This is a genomic window from Enterobacter cloacae complex sp. SHL020 (genome assembly GCF_049236945.1).
Taxonomy (GTDB): domain Bacteria; phylum Pseudomonadota; class Gammaproteobacteria; order Enterobacterales; family Enterobacteriaceae; genus Enterobacter; species Enterobacter dykesii.
This window is the reverse complement of record NZ_JBMKJF010000001.1, coordinates 710,226-727,518: the sequence shown is the minus strand read 5'-3', so window position 1 is coordinate 727,518 and position 17,293 is coordinate 710,226. Positions and strand designations below refer to the sequence as shown.

Here is a 17,293-nt window from a genome sequence, read left to right as displayed (position 1 = left end):
CGAAACAGGAGGGCAGCCATGCCCTCCAGGACCAGGAAAGTCTTCGGAATACGCCCATGAAAAAACTTCTTCTTATTGCCGCTCCTTTGTTGCTGTCAGGATGCAGCGTCTACAACCAGCTCCTTGAGCGCATGCAGACCGATACGCTGGAGTATCGCTGTGACGAAAAACCGCTGACCGTAAAGCTGAACAATCCACGCCAGGAAGCCAGTTTTGTTTATGACAATAAATTGCTGACGCTGAAGCAGGGGATGTCAGCCTCCGGCGCACGTTATTCCGACGGTATCTACGTCTTCTGGTCGAAAGGCGACGGCGCCACGGTCTACAAACGCGACCGCATTGTGCTGAACAATTGTCAGCTCGAAAATCCGAAGCGTTGAGATTTTTACAGGGGCGGCGCACAATAGCGCCACCCACTCTCAATGTCAGCTAACGCCATGTCAGATAACGACGAACTGCAGCAAATTGCGCATCTGCGCCGTGAATACACTAAAGGCGGCCTGCGTCGCCAGGATCTTCCCGCTGAACCCCTCGTGCTTTTTGAACGCTGGCTGAAACAGGCCTGCGAAGCGAAACTCGCCGACCCAACCGCCATGGTTGTCGCGACGGTGGATGAAAACGGTCAACCGTATCAGCGCATCGTATTGCTCAAGCATTATGACGAGAAAGGGCTGGTGTTCTATACCAACCTCGGCAGCCGCAAGGCGCACCATTTAGAAAACAATCCGCGTATCAGCCTGCTGTTCCCATGGCACATGCTTGAACGTCAGGTCATGGTCACCGGCAAGGCGGAACGTCTCTCGACGTTGGAGGTGGTGAAGTATTTCCACAGTCGCCCGCGTGACAGCCAGATTGGCGCCTGGGTATCAAAACAGTCCAGCCGCATTTCTGCCCGCGGCGTGCTGGAAAGTAAATTCCTGGAGCTGAAGCAGAAGTTCCAGCAGGGTGAAATTCCTCTGCCAAGCTTCTGGGGCGGGTTCCGCATCCCGATTGAGCAGATGGAGTTCTGGCAGGGGGGCGAACATCGCCTGCATGACCGCTTTTTATACCAGCGCGAGAATGGCGGCTGGAAAATCGACAGACTGGCACCGTAATCCCCGAAATTTGTTGATTTAAGCGCTAGCGCACGCCGCGCTTGCGCTTTATTCTATGGTCCTTTCGCATCAGGCGAAAAGTCGTGTACCGGCAAAGGTGCAGTCGTTTATACATGGAGAATTTGATGGCAAGCAGTAACTTGATTAAACAATTGCAAGAGCGGGGCCTCGTGGCCCAGGTGACGGACGAGGAAGCGTTAGCAGAGCGACTGGCGCAAGGCCCGATCGCGCTCTATTGCGGCTTCGATCCCACCGCTGACAGCTTGCATTTGGGGCATCTTGTTCCATTGTTATGCCTGAAACGCTTCCAGATGGCGGGCCATAAGCCTGTTGCGCTGGTGGGCGGCGCGACCGGCCTGATTGGTGACCCAAGCTTTAAAGCCGCTGAGCGTAAACTGAACACCGAAGATACCGTGCAGGAGTGGGTGGATAAGATCCGCAAACAGGTTGCACCGTTCCTCGACTTCAACTGTGGTGATAACTCTGCCATTGCCGCGAACAACTACGACTGGTTTGGCAGCATGAACGTGCTGACCTTCCTGCGCGACATCGGCAAGCACTTCTCTGTTAACCAGATGATTAACAAAGAGGCCGTGAAGCAGCGTCTGAACCGTGACGACCAGGGTATCTCCTTTACCGAGTTCTCCTACAACCTGCTGCAGGGCTATGACTTTGCCTGCCTGAACAAACTGCACGGCGTTTCCCTGCAGATTGGCGGTTCCGATCAGTGGGGTAACATCACCTCCGGTATCGATCTGACCCGTCGTCTGCACCAGAACCAGGTGTTCGGTCTGACCGTTCCGCTGATCACCAAAGCAGACGGCACCAAATTTGGTAAAACCGAAGGTGGCGCGGTATGGCTCGATCCGAAGAAAACCAGCCCGTACAAGTTCTACCAGTTCTGGATCAACACGGCGGATGCCGATGTTTACCGCTTTCTGAAGTTCTTCACCTTTATGAACATTGAAGAGATCAACGCGCTGGAAGAGGAAGACAAGAACAGCGGTAAAGCCCCGCGCGCCCAGTACGTGCTGGCGGACGAAGTGACCAAACTGGTTCACGGTGAAGAAGGTCTGGCCGCGGCAAAACGCATTACCGCTAGCCTGTTCAACGGTACCCTGAGCGATCTGAGCGAAGCGGACTTCGAACAGCTGGCGCAGGACGGCGTGCCGATGGTTGAGATGGAAAAAGGGGCTGACCTGATGCAGGCGCTGGTGGACTCTGAGCTCCAGCCTTCGCGCGGTCAGGCGCGTAAAACCATCGCGTCCAACGCTATCACCATCAACGGTGAGAAACAGGCCGACCCGGAATACACCTTCGTTGACGGCGACCGTCTGTATGGACGCTACACGCTGCTGCGCCGCGGTAAGAAAAACTACTGCCTTGTCTGCTGGAAATAAGTAACAGTCTCCAGGGGCGTGGGAAACCACGCCCCTTTTGTTTTTTCAGGGTTTGGTAAGCAAAAAATGAAGAACATCCTCGCCATTCAGTCCCACGTTGTTTTTGGACACGCTGGCAATAGCGCCGCGGAATTCCCGATGTGTCGCCTCGGCGTCAACGTCTGGCCCCTTAATACCGTGCAGTTCTCTAACCACACGCAGTACGGCAAATGGACCGGCTGCGTAATGCCACCTTCGCACCTCACCGAGGTTGTGCAGGGGATTGTCGATATCGACCAGCTCAGACGCTGTGACGCCGTGCTGAGTGGTTATCTCGGCTCAGCGGAGCAAGGGGAGCATATCCTCGGCATCGTACGCCGGGTGAAAACCGCAAACCCGTCGGCAAAATACTTCTGCGACCCCGTCATGGGACATCCGGAGAAAGGCTGTATCGTGGCGCCAGGCGTTGCAGAGTTTCACGTCCGCCACGCGCTGCCCGCAAGCGATATCATTGCGCCAAACCTGGTCGAACTCGAAATTCTCTGCGAGCGTCCGGTTAATAGCGTACAAGAGGCGGTAAGCGCGTCTCGCGAACTGATCGCTCAGGGGCCTGAGGTGGTGCTGGTAAAACATCTCGCCCGTGCAGGGGTGAGTCAGGACCGTTTTGAGATGCTTCTGGTGACGAAAGATGACGCCTGGCATATTAGCCGTCCGCTGGTGGATTTCGGCCTGCGCCAGCCGGTTGGGGTTGGGGATGTCACCAGCGGTCTGCTGCTGGTGAAATTACTGCAGGGGGCGACAATACGCGACGCGCTGGAGCACGTTACTGCAGCGGTGTACGAGATCATGATTGCGACGAAAGAGATGCAGGAATATGAACTGCAGGTGGTTGCGGCACAGGATCGTATCGCGAAGCCGGAGCACTATTTCAGCGCAACCCGGTTATAACTGGCCAAAACGTGTAGGCCGGGTAAGCGTTAGCGCCACCCGGCAACACAGGCCGCTCGGTTAGTTCAACCCTTCCGCTTTCAGCGCCGCAGCCACCGCAGGACGCTCCGCCACGCGTTTCATATACGATGCGATATGGTCTAACCCTTCCAGGTTCAGCTTAACCGCGCGCGCCCAGCGCAGCACGGTGAACAGGTACGCATCGGCAATCGTGAAGCGCGACCCGCCAATCCACTGTTCGTCTTTCAGCGATTCGTTAACGTACTGCAGCTTTTTCTCAAGGAGCGCACGCACGGTCGGCTTAAACTCTTCCGGTGTATCCGGACGGAAGAGGGGGGTAAAGCCTTTGTGCAGCTCGGTGGCAATGTAGTTCAGCCATTCCAGCGTTTTATAACGAGAGATAGTACTGACCGGAGCCAGCAGCTGGCGATCGGGTACGCTATCGGCCAGGAACTGCATAATCGCTACGCCTTCGGTCAGCAGAGTACCGTCATCCAGCAACAGAGCCGGAACTTGTCCCTTGGGGTTAATGGCAAGAAAATCATCGCCATTTTCCAGACGCTTTTTCATCAGATCAACGCCGTCCAGCGTGAAATCTTTGCCGCTCTCGCGCAGGGTGATATGGGAAGCAAGAGAGCACGCGCCCGGTTTGTAGAACAGTTTCATCGGTAACTCCTTTTTGCTGAGGTTTCAGCTATGTTAGTGCGCGAAAGGATAAAAAAAAAGCCGCTAATATGCATTAGCGGCTCGTCGTTTCTCAATAATCTTATGCGGTAGCGGTTTTGGTCGCTTCAGCCGTCTTGTCGTCGTCCTGAGTCATACGATTCAGTTTCGGCGCGGTCAGCAGCATCAGAACTGCAATAACCGCAGTCGCGATACCAATCTGCATGAACACGGTACCGTAGACGTTCAGGGAGACCAGTGGGTCAGTGACGTTTTCCGGCACAGCCATCAGGTTCGCAATTTTACCCGCAATGATTGCCGCACCGGCAGTGGTCAGGAACCAGCTACCCATGATGAAGCCCATCAGACGCTGTGGCACCAGCTGTGCAACCATCGCCAGACCCAGACCGGAGATCATCAGTTCACCGATAGACTGCAGCGCGTAGCTCAGGATCAGCCAGTTAACGGACACGATACCCGCGTCGGTGGCAAATTTGGTACCCAGCGGCAGCACCAGGAACGCGCCGGAGCACAGCACCATACCGATTGCGAACTTGTGCGGCATTGGCAGGCGGTCGCCCATCTTGTTATAGATCGCGGCCAGAATCGGGCTACCAATCATGATCCAGAACGGGTTCAGCGCCTGATACTGTTCCGGCTCGAACGCGATGCCCAGAATTGAGTGCTCAACGTTACGAATGGCGAAGAAGTTCAGTGAGGTTGGCATCTGGCTGTACAGCACGAAGAAGATAATCGCTTCCAGCATCAGAATGAACGCCACAATCATCTTGCGACGGGCAGCACCCTGCATGGCGAACGCTTCTTTCGCAAATATAACCACGATACCAAGAGCAACCACGCCCAGAACGGCACGGGCGATACCCTGGTTGTGCAGCAGCCAGGTGGCAATTGCCGCGAGGACAACAACGCCCACGATGGTGGCCAGCAGTTTGCCCATATGCACAGGCTCGAAGTCAGGTTTTGAACCGTAGTCTTTAACCCAGCTGCGGCAGAACAGGAAGTTCACCACGGTGATCAGCATGCCCACGAAGCTCAGCGCAAACGCCACGCTCCAGCCGAACTTCGCCGCGAGCCATGGAGTTGCCAGCATCGAGAAGAACGAACCGATGTTGATGGACATGTAGTACATGGTAAATGCACCGTCCAGGCGCGGATCGTCTTTGTTATAGCAGGTAGAAAGCAGGGAGGACGGGTTCGCTTTGAACAGACCGTTACCGACGGCAATCGTCGCCATACCCATATACACGACAGCGGCATCATGCCCTGACCATGCCACCAGACCATAGCCAATCGCCAGGACGATGGCGCCCAGCATGATAACACGTTTGGTCCCAAGGACTTTATCACCCAGCCAGCCGCCAATAGCGACCAGACCGTAGACCAGAGCACTGAAGGAAGAGAACAGCGTGATGGAATCGGCTTCGGACATACCCAGCTGTTTTACCAGGTAAACGGCCATGATCCCTTGCAGGCCGTAATAACCAAAACGCTCCCATAACTCGATAGAGAAGATGAGATAGAACGCTTTAGGCTGTTTAAAAGCGTTAAGACTCACGCTTTCATCTGTTGGTTTATTGTTTGCAGTAGACACATATACCTCTTTTTTTACATCCCATATTAACGGGGGTGTTCATAGCGTGATGGCCGTTGTCCATACGCCTTATAGTTATATTGGGAGGAGAAACGGCGGGTAATGTTCACTATCCTGCCCCATCTGGCAATACGTTTGTAATAATCTGTTACATATATCTGAAGTGGTATAATCGTCGGTTCATATAAATGTTATTCAGCGTTAAATTTCATACGATGAGTAAAGGTAGTTTTTTCGACTGGCATTAACCCACCCTGACCGGCTTTTGGCGATATGTTCTGCTATTTGCCGGTTAATGCAGTGATATGGGCCATATTCTGAAAAATAGCTGGTCTTATCTTCGGTGATGGAAGGAGAGTATCTTGTCAGACAAAGGGTTTAGGCGGATTTTGACAACAAAAATTCAACATGAAGTTATCAGGGTGATCGCGATCACAGATGTATAGAAATTTTTGGCTATGAAAAAACTATTAACCTGTTTGAGCGTTAAACAACCGAACAAGTGACAGGTCAGGGGGAGTGAAAGACGGACAAATAACGGCCAAAAGAAGGGTGCCTGGTATCCCTTCTTTTAGTAAGGGATTGTGACGATCAGGGATACACTTTTTCTTTGTATTCGCAGAGATCTTCAATAATGCAGGAGCCGCAGCGAGGCTTACGGGCAATACAGGTATAGCGGCCGTGCAGAATCAGCCAGTGATGGCAGTCAACCTTAAATTCGGCCGGAACCACCTTTAACAGCTTCTCTTCGACCTGCTCAACATTTTTCCCCGGCGCGAAGTTAGTCCGGTTAGAGACGCGGAAAATATGCGTATCCACGGCGATGGTCGGCCAGCCAAACGCGGTGTTGAGCACCACGTTTGCGGTCTTACGCCCCACGCCCGGTAAGGCTTCCAGCGCGGCGCGATCTTCCGGTACTTCGCCTCCGTGCTGTTCCAGCAGGATCCGGCAGGTCTTAATGACGTTCTCGGCTTTGCTGTTAAACAGGCCGATGGTTTTGATATAGGACTTCACGCCTTCCACGCCCAGCTCCAGCATGGCTTTTGGCGTATTGGCGACCGGATAGAGCAGGGCAGTGGCTTTATTGACGCTCACATCGGTCGCCTGCGCAGAGAGCAACACCGCGATCAGCAGCTCAAACGGGGAGGTAAAATTCAGCTCCGTCGTCGGGTGCGGGTTCTCGTCCCGCAGACGGGTCAGGATCGCAATGCGCTTTTCTTTATTCATGAAGCCTTCTCGGGTGTCCCTTCCAGAACGCTACGCTCAGCCGCGCGGCGCTTACGTTTCTCATCAATAAGGTATTTTATCGCCAGCATCATGCCAAGGCCAATAAACGCGCCAGGGGGCAGCATTGCCAGCAGGAATGGCGTATCGGTGTGGAACACTTCAACGCGCAGCGCCTTGGCCCAGCCGCCCAGCAGCGCATCTGCGCCGTCAAACAGCGTACCGTTACCGAGGATCTCGCGCAGCGAGCCCAGCACGAACATGGCGCAGGTGGCACCCATTCCAATGGAAAAACCATCCAGCGCCGACATGGCGGGGCTGTTTTTCACCGCGAACGCTTCCGCACGGCCAACGACGATACAGTTGGTGACGATAAGGGGAATAAAGATCCCGAGCGACTGGTACAGGCCGAACGCGTAGGCGTTAATCAGCATCTGGACGATACTGACCACCGACGCAATGATCATGACGTAAATCGGAATACGAATTTCCGACGGCGTCCAGCGTCGCAGGGCGGAGATGGAGAGGTTGGTCAGGGTCAGCACCAGCGTGGTTGCCAGACCCAGACCGAGCGCGTTGGTGGCGGTGGACGTTACCGCCAGCAGGGGACACATCCCCAGAAGCTGCACCAGCGCGGAGTTGTTCTTCCACAATCCCTGGACAATAACCTCTTTAACCTGGCTCATGATTACTCCTCACAGGCCGGAAGATTGTTGAGTTGCGCGGGCAGCGTTTCGGCATACAGCCCGGCTCGTTTTACGGCGTTCACCACGGCGCGCGGCGTGATGGTCGCGCCGGTGAACTGGTCGAACTCGCCGCCATCTTTCTTCACCGCAAACGCGGTATCCCCTTCGCCATGGATAACTTTACCGGCGAAGTGCAAAATCCAGTCGCTCAGCCGGGTTTCAATTTTATCGCCCAGGCCCGGCGTTTCATGATGTTCCGTCACGCGAGTACCCAGAATAGTGCCGGAGAAATCGCTGCCGACAAGCAGCTGAATGGCGCCGGAATAGCCGTCGGGCGCCGTCGCTTCCATCACCGCGCCTACCGGTTTATCCCCTTTGCGGGCAATAAAGAGGCGGTGCGGGCCTTTCCCAAGCTGCGGCGCATCTACCACAAAGCAGCTCTTTTGCAGGTCATTATCGTAGAAATCGGACGGGATCACCTGATCGAACAGCGCCTTTTGCTGCTTTGAAGCCTGCTCTTCGATGGTCGTTTTGGTTAACGTGTTAACCAGGGCCGTCAGCCCGGTCAGGACCGCGGCGAAGACAGCCAGCGTGACGCCGTGTTTTTGCATCGTTTTTAACATGGCGGAACCCTTAGCGATGGCCGTACACGCGCGGGCGCGTGTAATAGTCGATGAGCGGAACGGTAATGTTGGCAAGCAGGACGGCGAACGCGACGCCGTCCGGGTAACCGCCGAAGCTGCGGATGAGCCATACCAGCAAACCTGCCAGCGCGCCGAAGATCAGGCGGCCGCGGTTAGTCGTTGACGCCGTCACCGGATCCGTCAGGATAAAGAAAGCACCCAGCATGGTCGCACCGGAGAGCAAATGCATCTGCGGGCTGGCCAGTGATTCAGGAGAGAATACCCAGCCCAGCGTGGCGCAGACCGCCAGCGTCACGAGGAAGCTGACCGGAATATGCCAGCGGATGGCTTTCTGCTGCAGCAGAAACAGGCCGCCCAGCAGATACGCCAGGTTGACCCACTGCCAGCCTGCGCCTGCAAGCATGCCGCTGTAAATCGCGGATTTCATAATCTGCTCAACGCTGTGCCCGGCATGCAGGGACGTTTTAAAGGTATCGAGAGGCGTCGCCTGGCTGATGCCGTCCACGCCCATGCGCAGCGCGTTCATATCAGCGCCGAGCGCCGTATGGCCGGTAAAGATAACGTGCAGGGCATCCATAAAGCCGGGAACCGTGGCCGCAATCTCGTGCGGTGGCAGCCAGCTGGTCATCTGCACCGGGAAGGAGATCAGCAGCACCACGTAGCCAATCATCGCCGGGTTAAACGGGTTATGGCCGAGCCCGCCATAGAGCTGTTTGGCAATGATCACGGCAAACACGGTGCCGAGCACCACCATCCACCACGGGGCAAACGGTGGAATACTAATGGCGAGCAGCAGGCCGGTCAGCAGCGCGGAGTTGTCAGCCAGAATGCGTGACACCGTCATCTTACGCAGCTTCAGGACGAGTGCTTCCGCCGCGACGGCGCTGGCGCAGCCCAGGATTATCTGGAACAGGGTTCCCCAGCCGAAAAACCAGCACTGAACGGCAATGCCCGGCAGCGCGGCCAGGCAGACCAGCATCATAATGCGCGATGTCTGGCGCTGATTGTGGGTGTAAGGGGAGCTTGCGATTCTGAAAACCATTTAATCCTCGTTTACGGCTTGCTGTGCGGCTTTCTTCGCCTGAACGCGCGCAATGGCGGCGGCGACGGCGGCCTTACGCGGGTCATCGTTGGCGGCCTGCGGCTGCTCTTCCTGCTGCGCAGCCTTACGGGCTTTGGCGCGGGCAATCGCTGCTTCGACGGCGGCTTTACGCGGGTCGACCGGTGGTGCTTCTGCTTCTGATACTGCCTCTGGCGCCTGCTGCGCAGCCTTACGGGCTTTGGCGCGAGCAATCGCCGCTTCGACGGCGGCTTTGCGTGGGTCGACCGCTTCTTGCTCGACGACTACCTGCTGCTCTCCAGCTTTGCGGGCTTTGGCCCGGGCAATCGCCGCTTCGACGGCCGCTTTACGCGGGTCGATCTCAGTCTCTGCCTGAACCGTTTGCGCTTTTTCCGCCTGACGCGCGCGAGCCGCAGCCTTTCGCGCTTCGCGAGCGGCAATCGCTTCGCTGTTATCCGGTTTTTCCCCGGCCTGGATCACCACCGTCTGGGCGGCATCGGCTTTTTTCTCGCGAACGCGCGCCAGTGCGGCGTTGATCGCATCCTGATCTTTCCCGGCAGGCTGAACGGCGGCCTGCTTATGGCGTTCCTGACGCGCGACTTTTTCGCGCTCCAGTCGCGCCTGACGCGCTTCGAAGCGCGCCTTGGCTTCCGCAGCGCGTTTTTCTTCCATGGAGATGGCATAAATCTCGGCCTTCTCCTGGCGGAAATATTGCACCAGCGGAATGTTGCTTGGGCAGACCCAGGCGCAGGCGCCGCATTCAATGCAGTCGGCCAGGTTATGGGCTTTCGCCTTATCGTGCAGCTGGCCTTTGCTGTACCAGTACAGCTGCTGCGGGAGGAGATCCGCCGGGCAGGCATCGGCACAGGCGCTGCAGCGGATGCAACCTTTCTCTTCCTGCTCTTCCCCCATTTCGGTCGGGGAAGGCGCAAGCAGACAGTTCGTGATTTTGACCACTGGCACATCGAGCCACGGCAGGGTAAAGCCCATCAGCGGGCCGCCCATGATCACCATCTGGTCGCTGGCCGGGCAAAACTCAGCCTGTTCCAGCAGATGGCGCACCGGCGTACCCAGACGCGCCCAGACGTTGCCCGGACGAGAAATCGACTCGCCGGTCAGCGTCACCACGCGCTCGGTCAACGGCTCGCCGTCAATCACCGCGCGTTTCACCGCATAGGCGGTGCCGACGTTTTGCATCAGCACGCCGATATCCGAAGAGCGTCCGCCGTGCGGGACCTGCTTGCCGGTGAGAATTTGCGTCAGCTGTTTTGCGCCGCCAGAAGGGTACTTGGTCGGAATAACGCGCAGGCTAATATCGTGACTGCCCGCCAGCACGGCGCGCAGCATCGAGATGGCCTGCGGTTTATTGTCTTCGATACCAATCAGGACTTCCCGCGGCTTCAGAATGTGCGCCAGGATGCGGATGCCTTCCACCACCTGGGCGGCGCAATCCTGCATCAGACGATCGTCGGCGGTGATGTACGGCTCGCACTCGGCGGCGTTGATAATCAACGTCTGGATGTTATCGCCACCGCCGCGCAGCTTGACGCCGGTCGGGAAGCCCGCGCCGCCCAGCCCGGCGACGCCGAACTGATGAATACGCTCGATAAGCGCTTCGCGGCTCTGGCTGCGGTAGTCGCTCCAGCCGTCACGATCGATCCAGCGGTCTTCGCCGTCGGCTTCAATGATCACGCTCAGCTCTGAAAGCGCGGACGGATGCGCCACCGTATGAGGGGCAATCGCCACCACTTTACCGGAGGTAGGGGCGTGCACCGGCAGCATACGCCCACGGCCAAAGGTCAGCGGCTGACCGCGAAGAACCGTATCGCCTTCTTTCACGCACAGCTCGCCCTCAGCGCCAATATGCTGCTTGAGCGGCATAACGTAACGCGTCGCCAGCGGAATTTGACGCAGCGGCGTGCCGTTGGACTGGGTTTTCATCTCTGGCGGATGGATACCGCCGTCAAAGTCCCAAACCTTCTCTTTTCTGAAAGCAGAAAATAACTTAAGCATGTTGTTCCACAGGAATGATGCGAACCGGAATGGTTTGAAGATCCCACTTCCAGCTTTCGGTAGTCGTTTCAACCGGGCGCAGCTCAATACATTGCGTCGGGCAGGGGGCCACGCAGAGGTTACAGCCGGTGCACAGATCCGCCACGACGGTGTGCATGGCGCGGGTGGCGCCAACAATGGCGTCAACCGGGCAGGCCTGAATACATTTGGTGCAGCCGATGCAGTTGGCTTCGTCGATCACGGCCAGGGCGCGGACCGGTTCCTGCACCTCCGCATCGCCGTCAACGGGCTGCGGATCGACGTTGAGCAGGGCCGCGATTTTCAGCATCACCGCTTCGCCGCCGGGGGCGCAGCGGTTAATTTTTTCACCCTGAATGCCTACCGCTTCCGCGTAGGGACGGCAGCCCGGGTAGCCGCACTGCCCGCACTGGCTTTGCGGCAGGAGCTCATCAATTTTCTCAACAACAGGATCGTCCTCTACCGCGAAACGGCGGGAGGCGTAACCCAGGATAAGGCCAAACACCAACCCCAGGACGCTGATAGAGGCGATGGCAATCCAGATAGCATTCATTACAACTTCACCAGACCACTAAAGCCCATAAAGGCCAGAGACATTAAACCTGCGGTCACCAGCGCAATCGCGTTACCGCGGAAGGGCGCAGGGATATCCGCTGCCGCCAGACGCTCGCGAATCGACGCGAACAGGACCATAACGAATGAGAAACCGACGGCGGCGGAAAAGCCGTACAGCGCCGACTGCATAAAGTTATGGCCAAGGTTGATGTTCAGCAGCGCCACGCCGAGTACGGCGCAGTTGGTGGTGATCAGCGGCAGGAAGATACCCAGCAGGCGATAGAGGGCCGGGCTGGTTTTACGCACCACCATCTCAGTAAATTGCACCACAACCGCAATGACCAGAATAAAAGCCAGCGTACGAAGATAGATTAACCCGAGCGGGATGAGGATCCAGGTATCAATCAACCACGCGCAGATAGACGCCATCGTCATGACGAAGGTTGTCGCCAGCCCCATGCCCATCGCCGTTTCCAGCTTTTTGGACACACCCATAAACGGGCACAGGCCAAGGAACTTCACCAAAACGAAGTTGTTAACCAGCACGGTGCCGACAAAGAGCAGTAAGTAATCGGTCATTATTTAGCCTGAAATAAAAAAGCCGCCTATTATCGGACAAACTCACGCAGGCGACAACAGGTTATCTGTAAGGTTATTACGGGTTCACGAAGGTGTTTTTTACCCGCGTCGAACGCTTGAAATAGGGGACCAGCAGCGCGGCCGCCAGTAACGGGAAAAGCAGCTGACGAACGGCCAGAGCATCTGATACGGGCGAAAAAGCAAACGCTTTCACCGCCAGCAGAACCGAAATCAGCAGCCAGATAATGTAGTGTTTAGGTACACTTTTGCGGCGCTTAAAGAAGGCAATGGTCAACCACAGGGTGTAGTACCACATACCAATCGCGAAAACGAACGACACAAACCACATCGCAATATTCAGCACGCTTTGCGACATCAGGGTCTGGATAGCGTGAGGGGTGATCAGCGCGGTGGTATACAGCAGCAGCGCAAGTGATGCGCTTAATAAGGAAACCAGCAGCCATGCCAGTGGGGCGATTAACCAGCCTCCAATGCGATCTCCAGGCGTTGCGGTCATGAACTCTCCCATAATCTGCGCGAAATGTTGTACAGCCAGTTTGCAGGGCGGAGAGTATATAACATTTCGCGCGGATGGCTACTTTCTTATAAAACGTAACGCCATACGGACTTAGGCACTTCACCCACGTTGAACAAACGACCTCCGGAAACCAGCTCCGCACGGCGATGGTCAGCGGCGCGATACATATTAATGATGTCCTGATTATCCGACAGGGTGTAGTTCAGATGGTCAAACAGTTTTTCCAGGCTCTCAAGCGAATTGATCTTGCGAAATTTTAATAAATAGTCCTGAACTGTCATATTAATAAGTTTCCATATAAAAGTGAGTAATACCAGTTAAGGTAATTCGTTCGAATAATAAACGGATTAATAAAGACGTAAACAGCCCACTCAGGTAACGCGACGAAATTAGGAGTTTTCTTTGCTGAAATTCAGGCATCAGACGATGCCTGGAAGAGAAGGTTAACCGTGTTCACCAGGACTGGCAATAAGTAACTGACATATTATGTCACTCTTTATTGCAGCAACCGGTTACTTAGGTTGGGCGACTGTGACAGGCTCCGGCGGCTGGTAGTTATCGATATGGCTGGCAACGCCCAGCAAAATGACCGAAACCCCAAGGACAATCCATCCCGCTAATTCAATGATTCGATTAATAATTGACGTCATGATTCGTAGTTGTACTTTATCCATAAATACAGGTCGCAAATGTTACAGCGACGTTTCCCCGACGGCAAGCGCTTTGGGAACGGTTCCCTTAAATAAAATCAGTGAGTTAATACTATGTAACAAAAACAACCCCTACAACCTGCTATTTTAAGTCATATGGCACATTATTAATCTGTGGTAATGCCAGGCTAGCCAGTGTGAAATAAGAACGTCATAAAAGAGGACGGCACTATGAGTGATAATATCCGCGTTGGGCTTATCGGCTACGGGTATGCAAGCAAAACGTTTCATGCGCCTCTGATAGCCGGGACGCCGGGGATGACCCTGGCGGCGGTATCCAGCAGCGATGCCGCTAAAGTCCATGCCGACTGGCCTTCCGTGCCGGTTGTCTCTGAGCCAAAACACCTTTTCAACGATCCGAATATTGATTTAATCGTTATCCCCACCCCGAACGACACCCACTTCCCACTGGCCAAGGCCGCGCTTGAAACCGGTAAGCATGTGGTGGTCGATAAGCCCTTTACCGTCACCCTGTCTCAGGCTCGCGAACTGGATGCGCTGGCAAAGAGTCTCGGCAGGCTGCTGTCGGTGTTCCATAACCGCCGCTGGGACAGCGACTTTCTGACGGTAAAAAGGCTTCTCAGTGAAGGCACGCTAGGGGAGATCCTCTTTTTTGAATCGCACTTTGACCGCTTCCGTCCGCAGGTACGAAACCGCTGGCGAGAGCAGGCCGGTCCGGGCAGCGGCATCTGGTACGATTTAGCCCCGCATCTGCTGGATCAGGCCGTCAATCTTTTTGGTCTGCCGGTGAGCATGACGGTCGATCTGGCCCAGCTCAGGCCCGGCGCGCAGACAACCGATTACTTCCACGCGGTGCTCAGCTATCCGCAGCGCCGGATTGTGCTGCACGGCACGATGGTCGCGGCGGCGGAATCGGCCCGCTATATTATTCACGGCACGCGCGGGAGCTACGTGAAGTTTGGCCTCGATCCGCAGGAGGACCGGCTGAAAAGCGGTGAACGTTTACCGCAGGAAGACTGGGGCTATGATATGCGCGACGGCGTGGTAACGCGGGTGGAGGGTGAGGAGCTGGTAGAGGAGACCTTGCTGACGATCCCGGGCAACTATCCTGCCTATTACGCGGGCATCCGCGATGCGCTGAACGGCACGGGGGAGAATCCGGTTCCGGCCAGCCAGGCGATTCAGATTATGGAGCTGATTGAGCTGGGCATCGAATCTGCCAAACATCGCGCCACGCTCTGTCTGGCATAAGACTTAAATGCTGTTGTAGGCCGGGTAAGGCGTAGCCGTCACCCGGCAAATGCTCAACCGTGAGCCACTTTATCTTTAAGCGCCTGTTTCTCTTCAGGCGTCAGGAAGGCGATCTCCAGCCCGTTGATCTGCGCCTGACGGATCTGCTCGCGGCTCAGACCCGCCTGCGGTGCGGCGATGTTGTACTCGTGGATGATATCCACGCCCTGAACCGCCGGGTCGTCGGTGTTCAGTGAGGCCAGCACGCCGTGCTCGAGGAACGTTTTCAGCGGATGATGCGCCAGCGTTGCGACGGTGCTGGTCTGAATGTTAGACGTCAGGCACGACTCAATCCCGATACGCTGCTCCGCCAGGAAATCCATCAGGGCGCGATCTTCTACGGCCTTCACGCCGTGACCGATACGCTCGGCGCCCAGCTCGCGGATGGCCTGCCAGATGCTTTCCGGGCCAGCCGCTTCACCCGCATGCACGGTAATGTGCCAGCCGGCATCGCGCGCGCGGTTGAAGTGGGAGAGGAACAGACTGCCCGGGAAGCCCAGCTCGTCACCGGCCAGATCGACGGCGGTAATGGCATCGCGATGGGCCAGCAGCGCTTCCAGCTCCTGCAGGCAGGCGGCTTCGCCGAACGTACGGCTCATAATGCCAATCAGACGGGCCTGAACGTCGAAGGTTTTACATCCTTCGCGAACGCCTTCAATCACGGCTTCCACCACGCCTGCAACGGGCAGGCCGTGGGTCATCGCCATATAGCCCGGCGAGAAGCGCAGCTCGACGTAATGCAGGCCGTTACGGGCCGCATCTTCAATGTTTTCAAACGCCACGCGGCGACAGGCATCAAGCGAGGCCAGCATCTTCACGCCCCAGTCGAGTTTGCTCAGGAAGCTGACCAGGTCCGGTTCATTTGAGGTTACCTGTACGTGAGGGATCAGCGACTCAAGCGTCTGAGCAGGAAGCGTTAAATTGAACTGGCGGCCAAGATCGAGGATGGTTTGGGCACGAATGTTACCGTCAAGGTGACGATGAATATCAGTTAAAGGCAGGCGTGTATCAATCATGGTCGCACTCTTTTCTGGTTAAAGTGCGCCATATTATAAAAACAAAACGGGGTAAAAAGCTATTTGCGCAAGGGAATATTCCGTTGCGCAAACTGATTAGAGGAGGGTGTTAATCCCGGCAATCAGGCGTTGCACCCCTTGTTCAAGCTTGCTGCGCGGACAGCCGGCGTTCAGGCGAACAAAGCCGTTTCCCTCTTTGCCGTAGGTATATCCCGGCATGATGGCGACTTTTTGCTGCTCGATCAGCACTTTTTGCAGCGCCCGATCGTCAATGTTTAGCGGGCGCAGGTCAATCCAGGCCAGATAGGTTGCTTCGGGCGGCTGCCAGTTCAGCTTCGGAAACGCGCGGTTTACTTCCTGCGCGATAAAGGACAGATTTTCTTCGAGATAGTGTCGCAGGGCATCCAGCCAGGGCGCTCCCTGCTGATAGGCGGCGATATGCGCCGTCAGCGCCAGCACGGAAGGAGAAGAGAGGCCGTCCCGGCCTTTTAGCGCGCTGAGATAACCGTTACGGCTCGCTTCATCGCCGATCAGGCCGTAAGCGCCCGTCAGCGCCGGAATATTAAAGCTTTTCGAGCCGGAGCTGAGAAGCGCCCATTTGCCGCGCGCCACCGCGCTCCACGGCGTGTGACGATGCTCTCCCCACACCATATCCATATGAATTTCATCGCTGATAACCGCCACGTTATAGCGTGCGCACAGTTCAGCCATCTGCGTCAGCTCGTCCCGCGTCCAGACCTTACCGGTTGGGTTTTGCGGGCTGCAAAGAAGTAAAATTTTGTTTTCCGGTTTCGCCAGGGCCGCTTCCAGCGCCGCCATATTTCCCTGCCAGCCTGCGGCGTGCTTTTCCATCTCCACGGGCACCACATGACGCGCATTCCCTTCAATAGCTTTGTAAAACGCGTCGTATGCCGGGGTGTGAACCACCACGCCGTCGCCGGGGTTTGACCAGAGACGAATCAGCTCTGACACCATGTAGATAACGGAAGGACCATAAACGACGGTTTCCGTATCAATCGTGCTGTTAAAGCGCTGCTGGAACCAGTGCGCGACGGCGGCGAGAAACTCATCGTTCTTCCAGCGGCTGTAGCCCAGCACGCCGTGATTAATGCGCTGATGCAGCGCGTCGGTAATGCAGGGCGCGGTGGCGAAATCCATATCCGAGATGGTGAAGGGCAGCAGGTCGGCCGCGCCAAAGCGGTCGGCGACGTAGTCCCACTGCGTACACCAGGTGCCGTGTCGATCCACGACGGTAGAAAAATCAAACATGACGTGAGTCCTTAAAGTAAAACCCCCTCATGAG

At 56.2% G+C, this 17,293-nt stretch carries 19 protein-coding genes; 5 read left to right on the top strand and 14 right to left on the bottom strand.

Translation table 11 applies throughout. From position 1 onward, the window contains the following. Positions 1–56: 56 nt before the first annotated feature. The 4 genes from mliC (at position 57) to pdxY (ending at position 3,421) form a co-directional block, all read left to right on the top strand. Positions 57–380 (top strand): C-type lysozyme inhibitor, encoded by a 324-nt coding sequence (gene mliC / locus ACOTZB_RS03470; protein WP_047651424.1) that lies wholly within the window; start codon positions 57–59, stop codon positions 378–380. Positions 381–437: 57 nt separating this feature from the next. Continuing rightward, positions 438–1,094, top strand: coding sequence for a pyridoxamine 5'-phosphate oxidase (pdxH, locus tag ACOTZB_RS03465; protein WP_024909355.1), 657 nt, complete (start codon positions 438–440; stop codon positions 1,092–1,094). Between the two features lie 125 nt (positions 1,095–1,219). After that, positions 1,220–2,494, top strand: coding sequence for a tyrosine--tRNA ligase (gene tyrS, locus ACOTZB_RS03460; RefSeq protein ID WP_421626494.1), 1,275 nt, complete (start codon positions 1,220–1,222; stop codon positions 2,492–2,494). Between the two features lie 66 nt (positions 2,495–2,560). Continuing rightward, positions 2,561–3,421 (top strand): pyridoxal kinase PdxY, encoded by an 861-nt coding sequence (pdxY, locus tag ACOTZB_RS03455; RefSeq protein WP_421626493.1) that lies wholly within the window; start codon positions 2,561–2,563, stop codon positions 3,419–3,421. Between the two features lie 60 nt (positions 3,422–3,481). Here pdxY and gstA read toward each other — a convergent pair whose 3' ends face one another. The 12 genes from gstA to blr all read right to left on the bottom strand — a co-directional run bounded on the left by gstA (position 3,482) and on the right by blr (position 13,651). Beyond that, positions 3,482–4,087, bottom strand: a complete 606-nt coding sequence (gene gstA / locus ACOTZB_RS03450; RefSeq protein ID WP_126328358.1) for a glutathione transferase GstA — start codon at positions 4,085–4,087, stop codon at positions 3,482–3,484. 100 nt (positions 4,088–4,187) lie between these two features. Next, entirely contained in the window at positions 4,188–5,696 is a 1,509-nt protein-coding gene (dtpA, locus tag ACOTZB_RS03445; RefSeq protein WP_033145330.1) for a dipeptide/tripeptide permease DtpA, read from the bottom strand. Positions 5,697–6,287: 591 nt separating this feature from the next. Next, complete coding sequence (gene nth, locus ACOTZB_RS03440; RefSeq protein ID WP_008500570.1) at positions 6,288–6,923, bottom strand: endonuclease III; 636 nt, start codon at positions 6,921–6,923, stop codon at positions 6,288–6,290. Further along, positions 6,920–7,606: an electron transport complex subunit E gene (locus tag ACOTZB_RS03435; RefSeq protein ID WP_023617347.1), complete on the bottom strand. Its 687-nt coding sequence runs from the start codon at positions 7,604–7,606 to the stop codon at positions 6,920–6,922. The genes nth and ACOTZB_RS03435 overlap by 4 nt, the downstream gene beginning before the upstream one ends. Before the next feature lie 2 nt (positions 7,607–7,608). Then, positions 7,609–8,229 (bottom strand): electron transport complex subunit RsxG, encoded by a 621-nt coding sequence (gene rsxG / locus ACOTZB_RS03430; RefSeq protein WP_421626492.1) that lies wholly within the window; start codon positions 8,227–8,229, stop codon positions 7,609–7,611. A 10-nt stretch (positions 8,230–8,239) separates the two neighbouring features. Continuing rightward, positions 8,240–9,292, bottom strand: a complete 1,053-nt coding sequence (gene rsxD, locus ACOTZB_RS03425; RefSeq protein ID WP_047651427.1) for an electron transport complex subunit RsxD — start codon at positions 9,290–9,292, stop codon at positions 8,240–8,242. Further along, entirely contained in the window at positions 9,293–11,323 is a 2,031-nt protein-coding gene (gene rsxC, locus ACOTZB_RS03420; RefSeq protein WP_421626491.1) for an electron transport complex subunit RsxC, read from the bottom strand. Next, a complete protein-coding gene (gene rsxB, locus ACOTZB_RS03415; protein WP_023311378.1) occupies positions 11,316–11,894 on the bottom strand; it encodes an electron transport complex subunit RsxB in 579 nt (192 codons plus the stop codon). The genes rsxC and rsxB overlap by 8 nt, the downstream gene beginning before the upstream one ends. Further along, on the bottom strand, positions 11,894–12,475 hold the full coding sequence (gene rsxA / locus ACOTZB_RS03410) for an electron transport complex subunit RsxA (RefSeq protein ID WP_014883581.1): 582 nt from the start codon (positions 12,473–12,475) through the stop codon (positions 11,894–11,896). The genes rsxB and rsxA overlap by 1 nt, the downstream gene beginning before the upstream one ends. 76 nt (positions 12,476–12,551) lie before the next feature. Continuing rightward, positions 12,552–12,992, bottom strand: coding sequence for a DUF2569 domain-containing protein (locus tag ACOTZB_RS03405; RefSeq protein ID WP_421626490.1), 441 nt, complete (start codon positions 12,990–12,992; stop codon positions 12,552–12,554). 86 nt (positions 12,993–13,078) lie between these two features. Beyond that, complete coding sequence (gene ydgT / locus ACOTZB_RS03400; RefSeq protein ID WP_013096896.1) at positions 13,079–13,294, bottom strand: transcription modulator YdgT; 216 nt, start codon at positions 13,292–13,294, stop codon at positions 13,079–13,081. A 231-nt stretch (positions 13,295–13,525) separates the two neighbouring features. After that, the gene (blr, locus tag ACOTZB_RS03395) at positions 13,526–13,651 is read right to left on the bottom strand and encodes a division septum protein Blr (RefSeq protein WP_168112406.1); all 126 of its coding nucleotides are present in this window, start codon (positions 13,649–13,651) and stop codon (positions 13,526–13,528) included. Positions 13,652–13,894: 243 nt separating this feature from the next. Here blr and ACOTZB_RS03390 point away from each other — a divergent pair, with 243 nt between their 5' ends. After that, positions 13,895–14,935 (top strand): oxidoreductase, encoded by a 1,041-nt coding sequence (locus tag ACOTZB_RS03390; RefSeq protein ID WP_421626489.1) that lies wholly within the window; start codon positions 13,895–13,897, stop codon positions 14,933–14,935. Positions 14,936–14,988: 53 nt separating this feature from the next. On the opposite strand, the gene add is transcribed toward ACOTZB_RS03390, so the two are convergent. Together add and ACOTZB_RS03380 are read right to left on the bottom strand one after the other, a co-directional pair. Then, a complete protein-coding gene (add, locus tag ACOTZB_RS03385) occupies positions 14,989–15,990 on the bottom strand; it encodes an adenosine deaminase (protein ID WP_193804504.1) in 1,002 nt (333 codons plus the stop codon). Between the two features lie 96 nt (positions 15,991–16,086). Next, entirely contained in the window at positions 16,087–17,259 is a 1,173-nt protein-coding gene (locus ACOTZB_RS03380; RefSeq protein ID WP_421626488.1) for a MalY/PatB family protein, read from the bottom strand. Positions 17,260–17,293: the final 34 nt, after the last annotated feature.

Excerpts from the sequence above, each read along its gene's own strand:
- nth (WP_008500570.1), bottom strand. The coding sequence starts at position 6,923 with ATGAATAAAGAAAAGCGCATTGCGATCCTGACCCGTCTGCGGGACGAG.
- pdxH (WP_024909355.1), top strand. The coding sequence starts at position 438 with ATGTCAGATAACGACGAACTGCAGCAAATTGCGCATCTGCGCCGTGAA.
- tyrS (WP_421626494.1), top strand. The coding sequence starts at position 1,220 with ATGGCAAGCAGTAACTTGATTAAACAATTGCAAGAGCGGGGCCTCGTG.
- add (WP_193804504.1), bottom strand. The coding sequence starts at position 15,990 with ATGATTGATACACGCCTGCCTTTAACTGATATTCATCGTCACCTTGAC.
- rsxC (WP_421626491.1), bottom strand. The coding sequence starts at position 11,323 with ATGCTTAAGTTATTTTCTGCTTTCAGAAAAGAGAAGGTTTGGGACTTT.
- rsxB (WP_023311378.1), bottom strand. The coding sequence starts at position 11,894 with ATGAATGCTATCTGGATTGCCATCGCCTCTATCAGCGTCCTGGGGTTG.
- ACOTZB_RS03435 (WP_023617347.1), bottom strand. The coding sequence starts at position 7,606 with ATGAGCCAGGTTAAAGAGGTTATTGTCCAGGGATTGTGGAAGAACAAC.
- rsxA (WP_014883581.1), bottom strand. The coding sequence starts at position 12,475 with ATGACCGATTACTTACTGCTCTTTGTCGGCACCGTGCTGGTTAACAAC.
- rsxD (WP_047651427.1), bottom strand. The coding sequence starts at position 9,292 with ATGGTTTTCAGAATCGCAAGCTCCCCTTACACCCACAATCAGCGCCAG.
- gstA (WP_126328358.1), bottom strand. The coding sequence starts at position 4,087 with ATGAAACTGTTCTACAAACCGGGCGCGTGCTCTCTTGCTTCCCATATC.
- ACOTZB_RS03405 (WP_421626490.1), bottom strand. The coding sequence starts at position 12,992 with ATGACCGCAACGCCTGGAGATCGCATTGGAGGCTGGTTAATCGCCCCA.
- ydgT (WP_013096896.1), bottom strand. The coding sequence starts at position 13,294 with ATGACAGTTCAGGACTATTTATTAAAATTTCGCAAGATCAATTCGCTT.
- mliC (WP_047651424.1), top strand. The coding sequence starts at position 57 with ATGAAAAAACTTCTTCTTATTGCCGCTCCTTTGTTGCTGTCAGGATGC.
- rsxG (WP_421626492.1), bottom strand. The coding sequence starts at position 8,229 with ATGTTAAAAACGATGCAAAAACACGGCGTCACGCTGGCTGTCTTCGCC.
- ACOTZB_RS03380 (WP_421626488.1), bottom strand. The coding sequence starts at position 17,259 with ATGTTTGATTTTTCTACCGTCGTGGATCGACACGGCACCTGGTGTACG.
- pdxY (WP_421626493.1), top strand. The coding sequence starts at position 2,561 with ATGAAGAACATCCTCGCCATTCAGTCCCACGTTGTTTTTGGACACGCT.
- ACOTZB_RS03390 (WP_421626489.1), top strand. The coding sequence starts at position 13,895 with ATGAGTGATAATATCCGCGTTGGGCTTATCGGCTACGGGTATGCAAGC.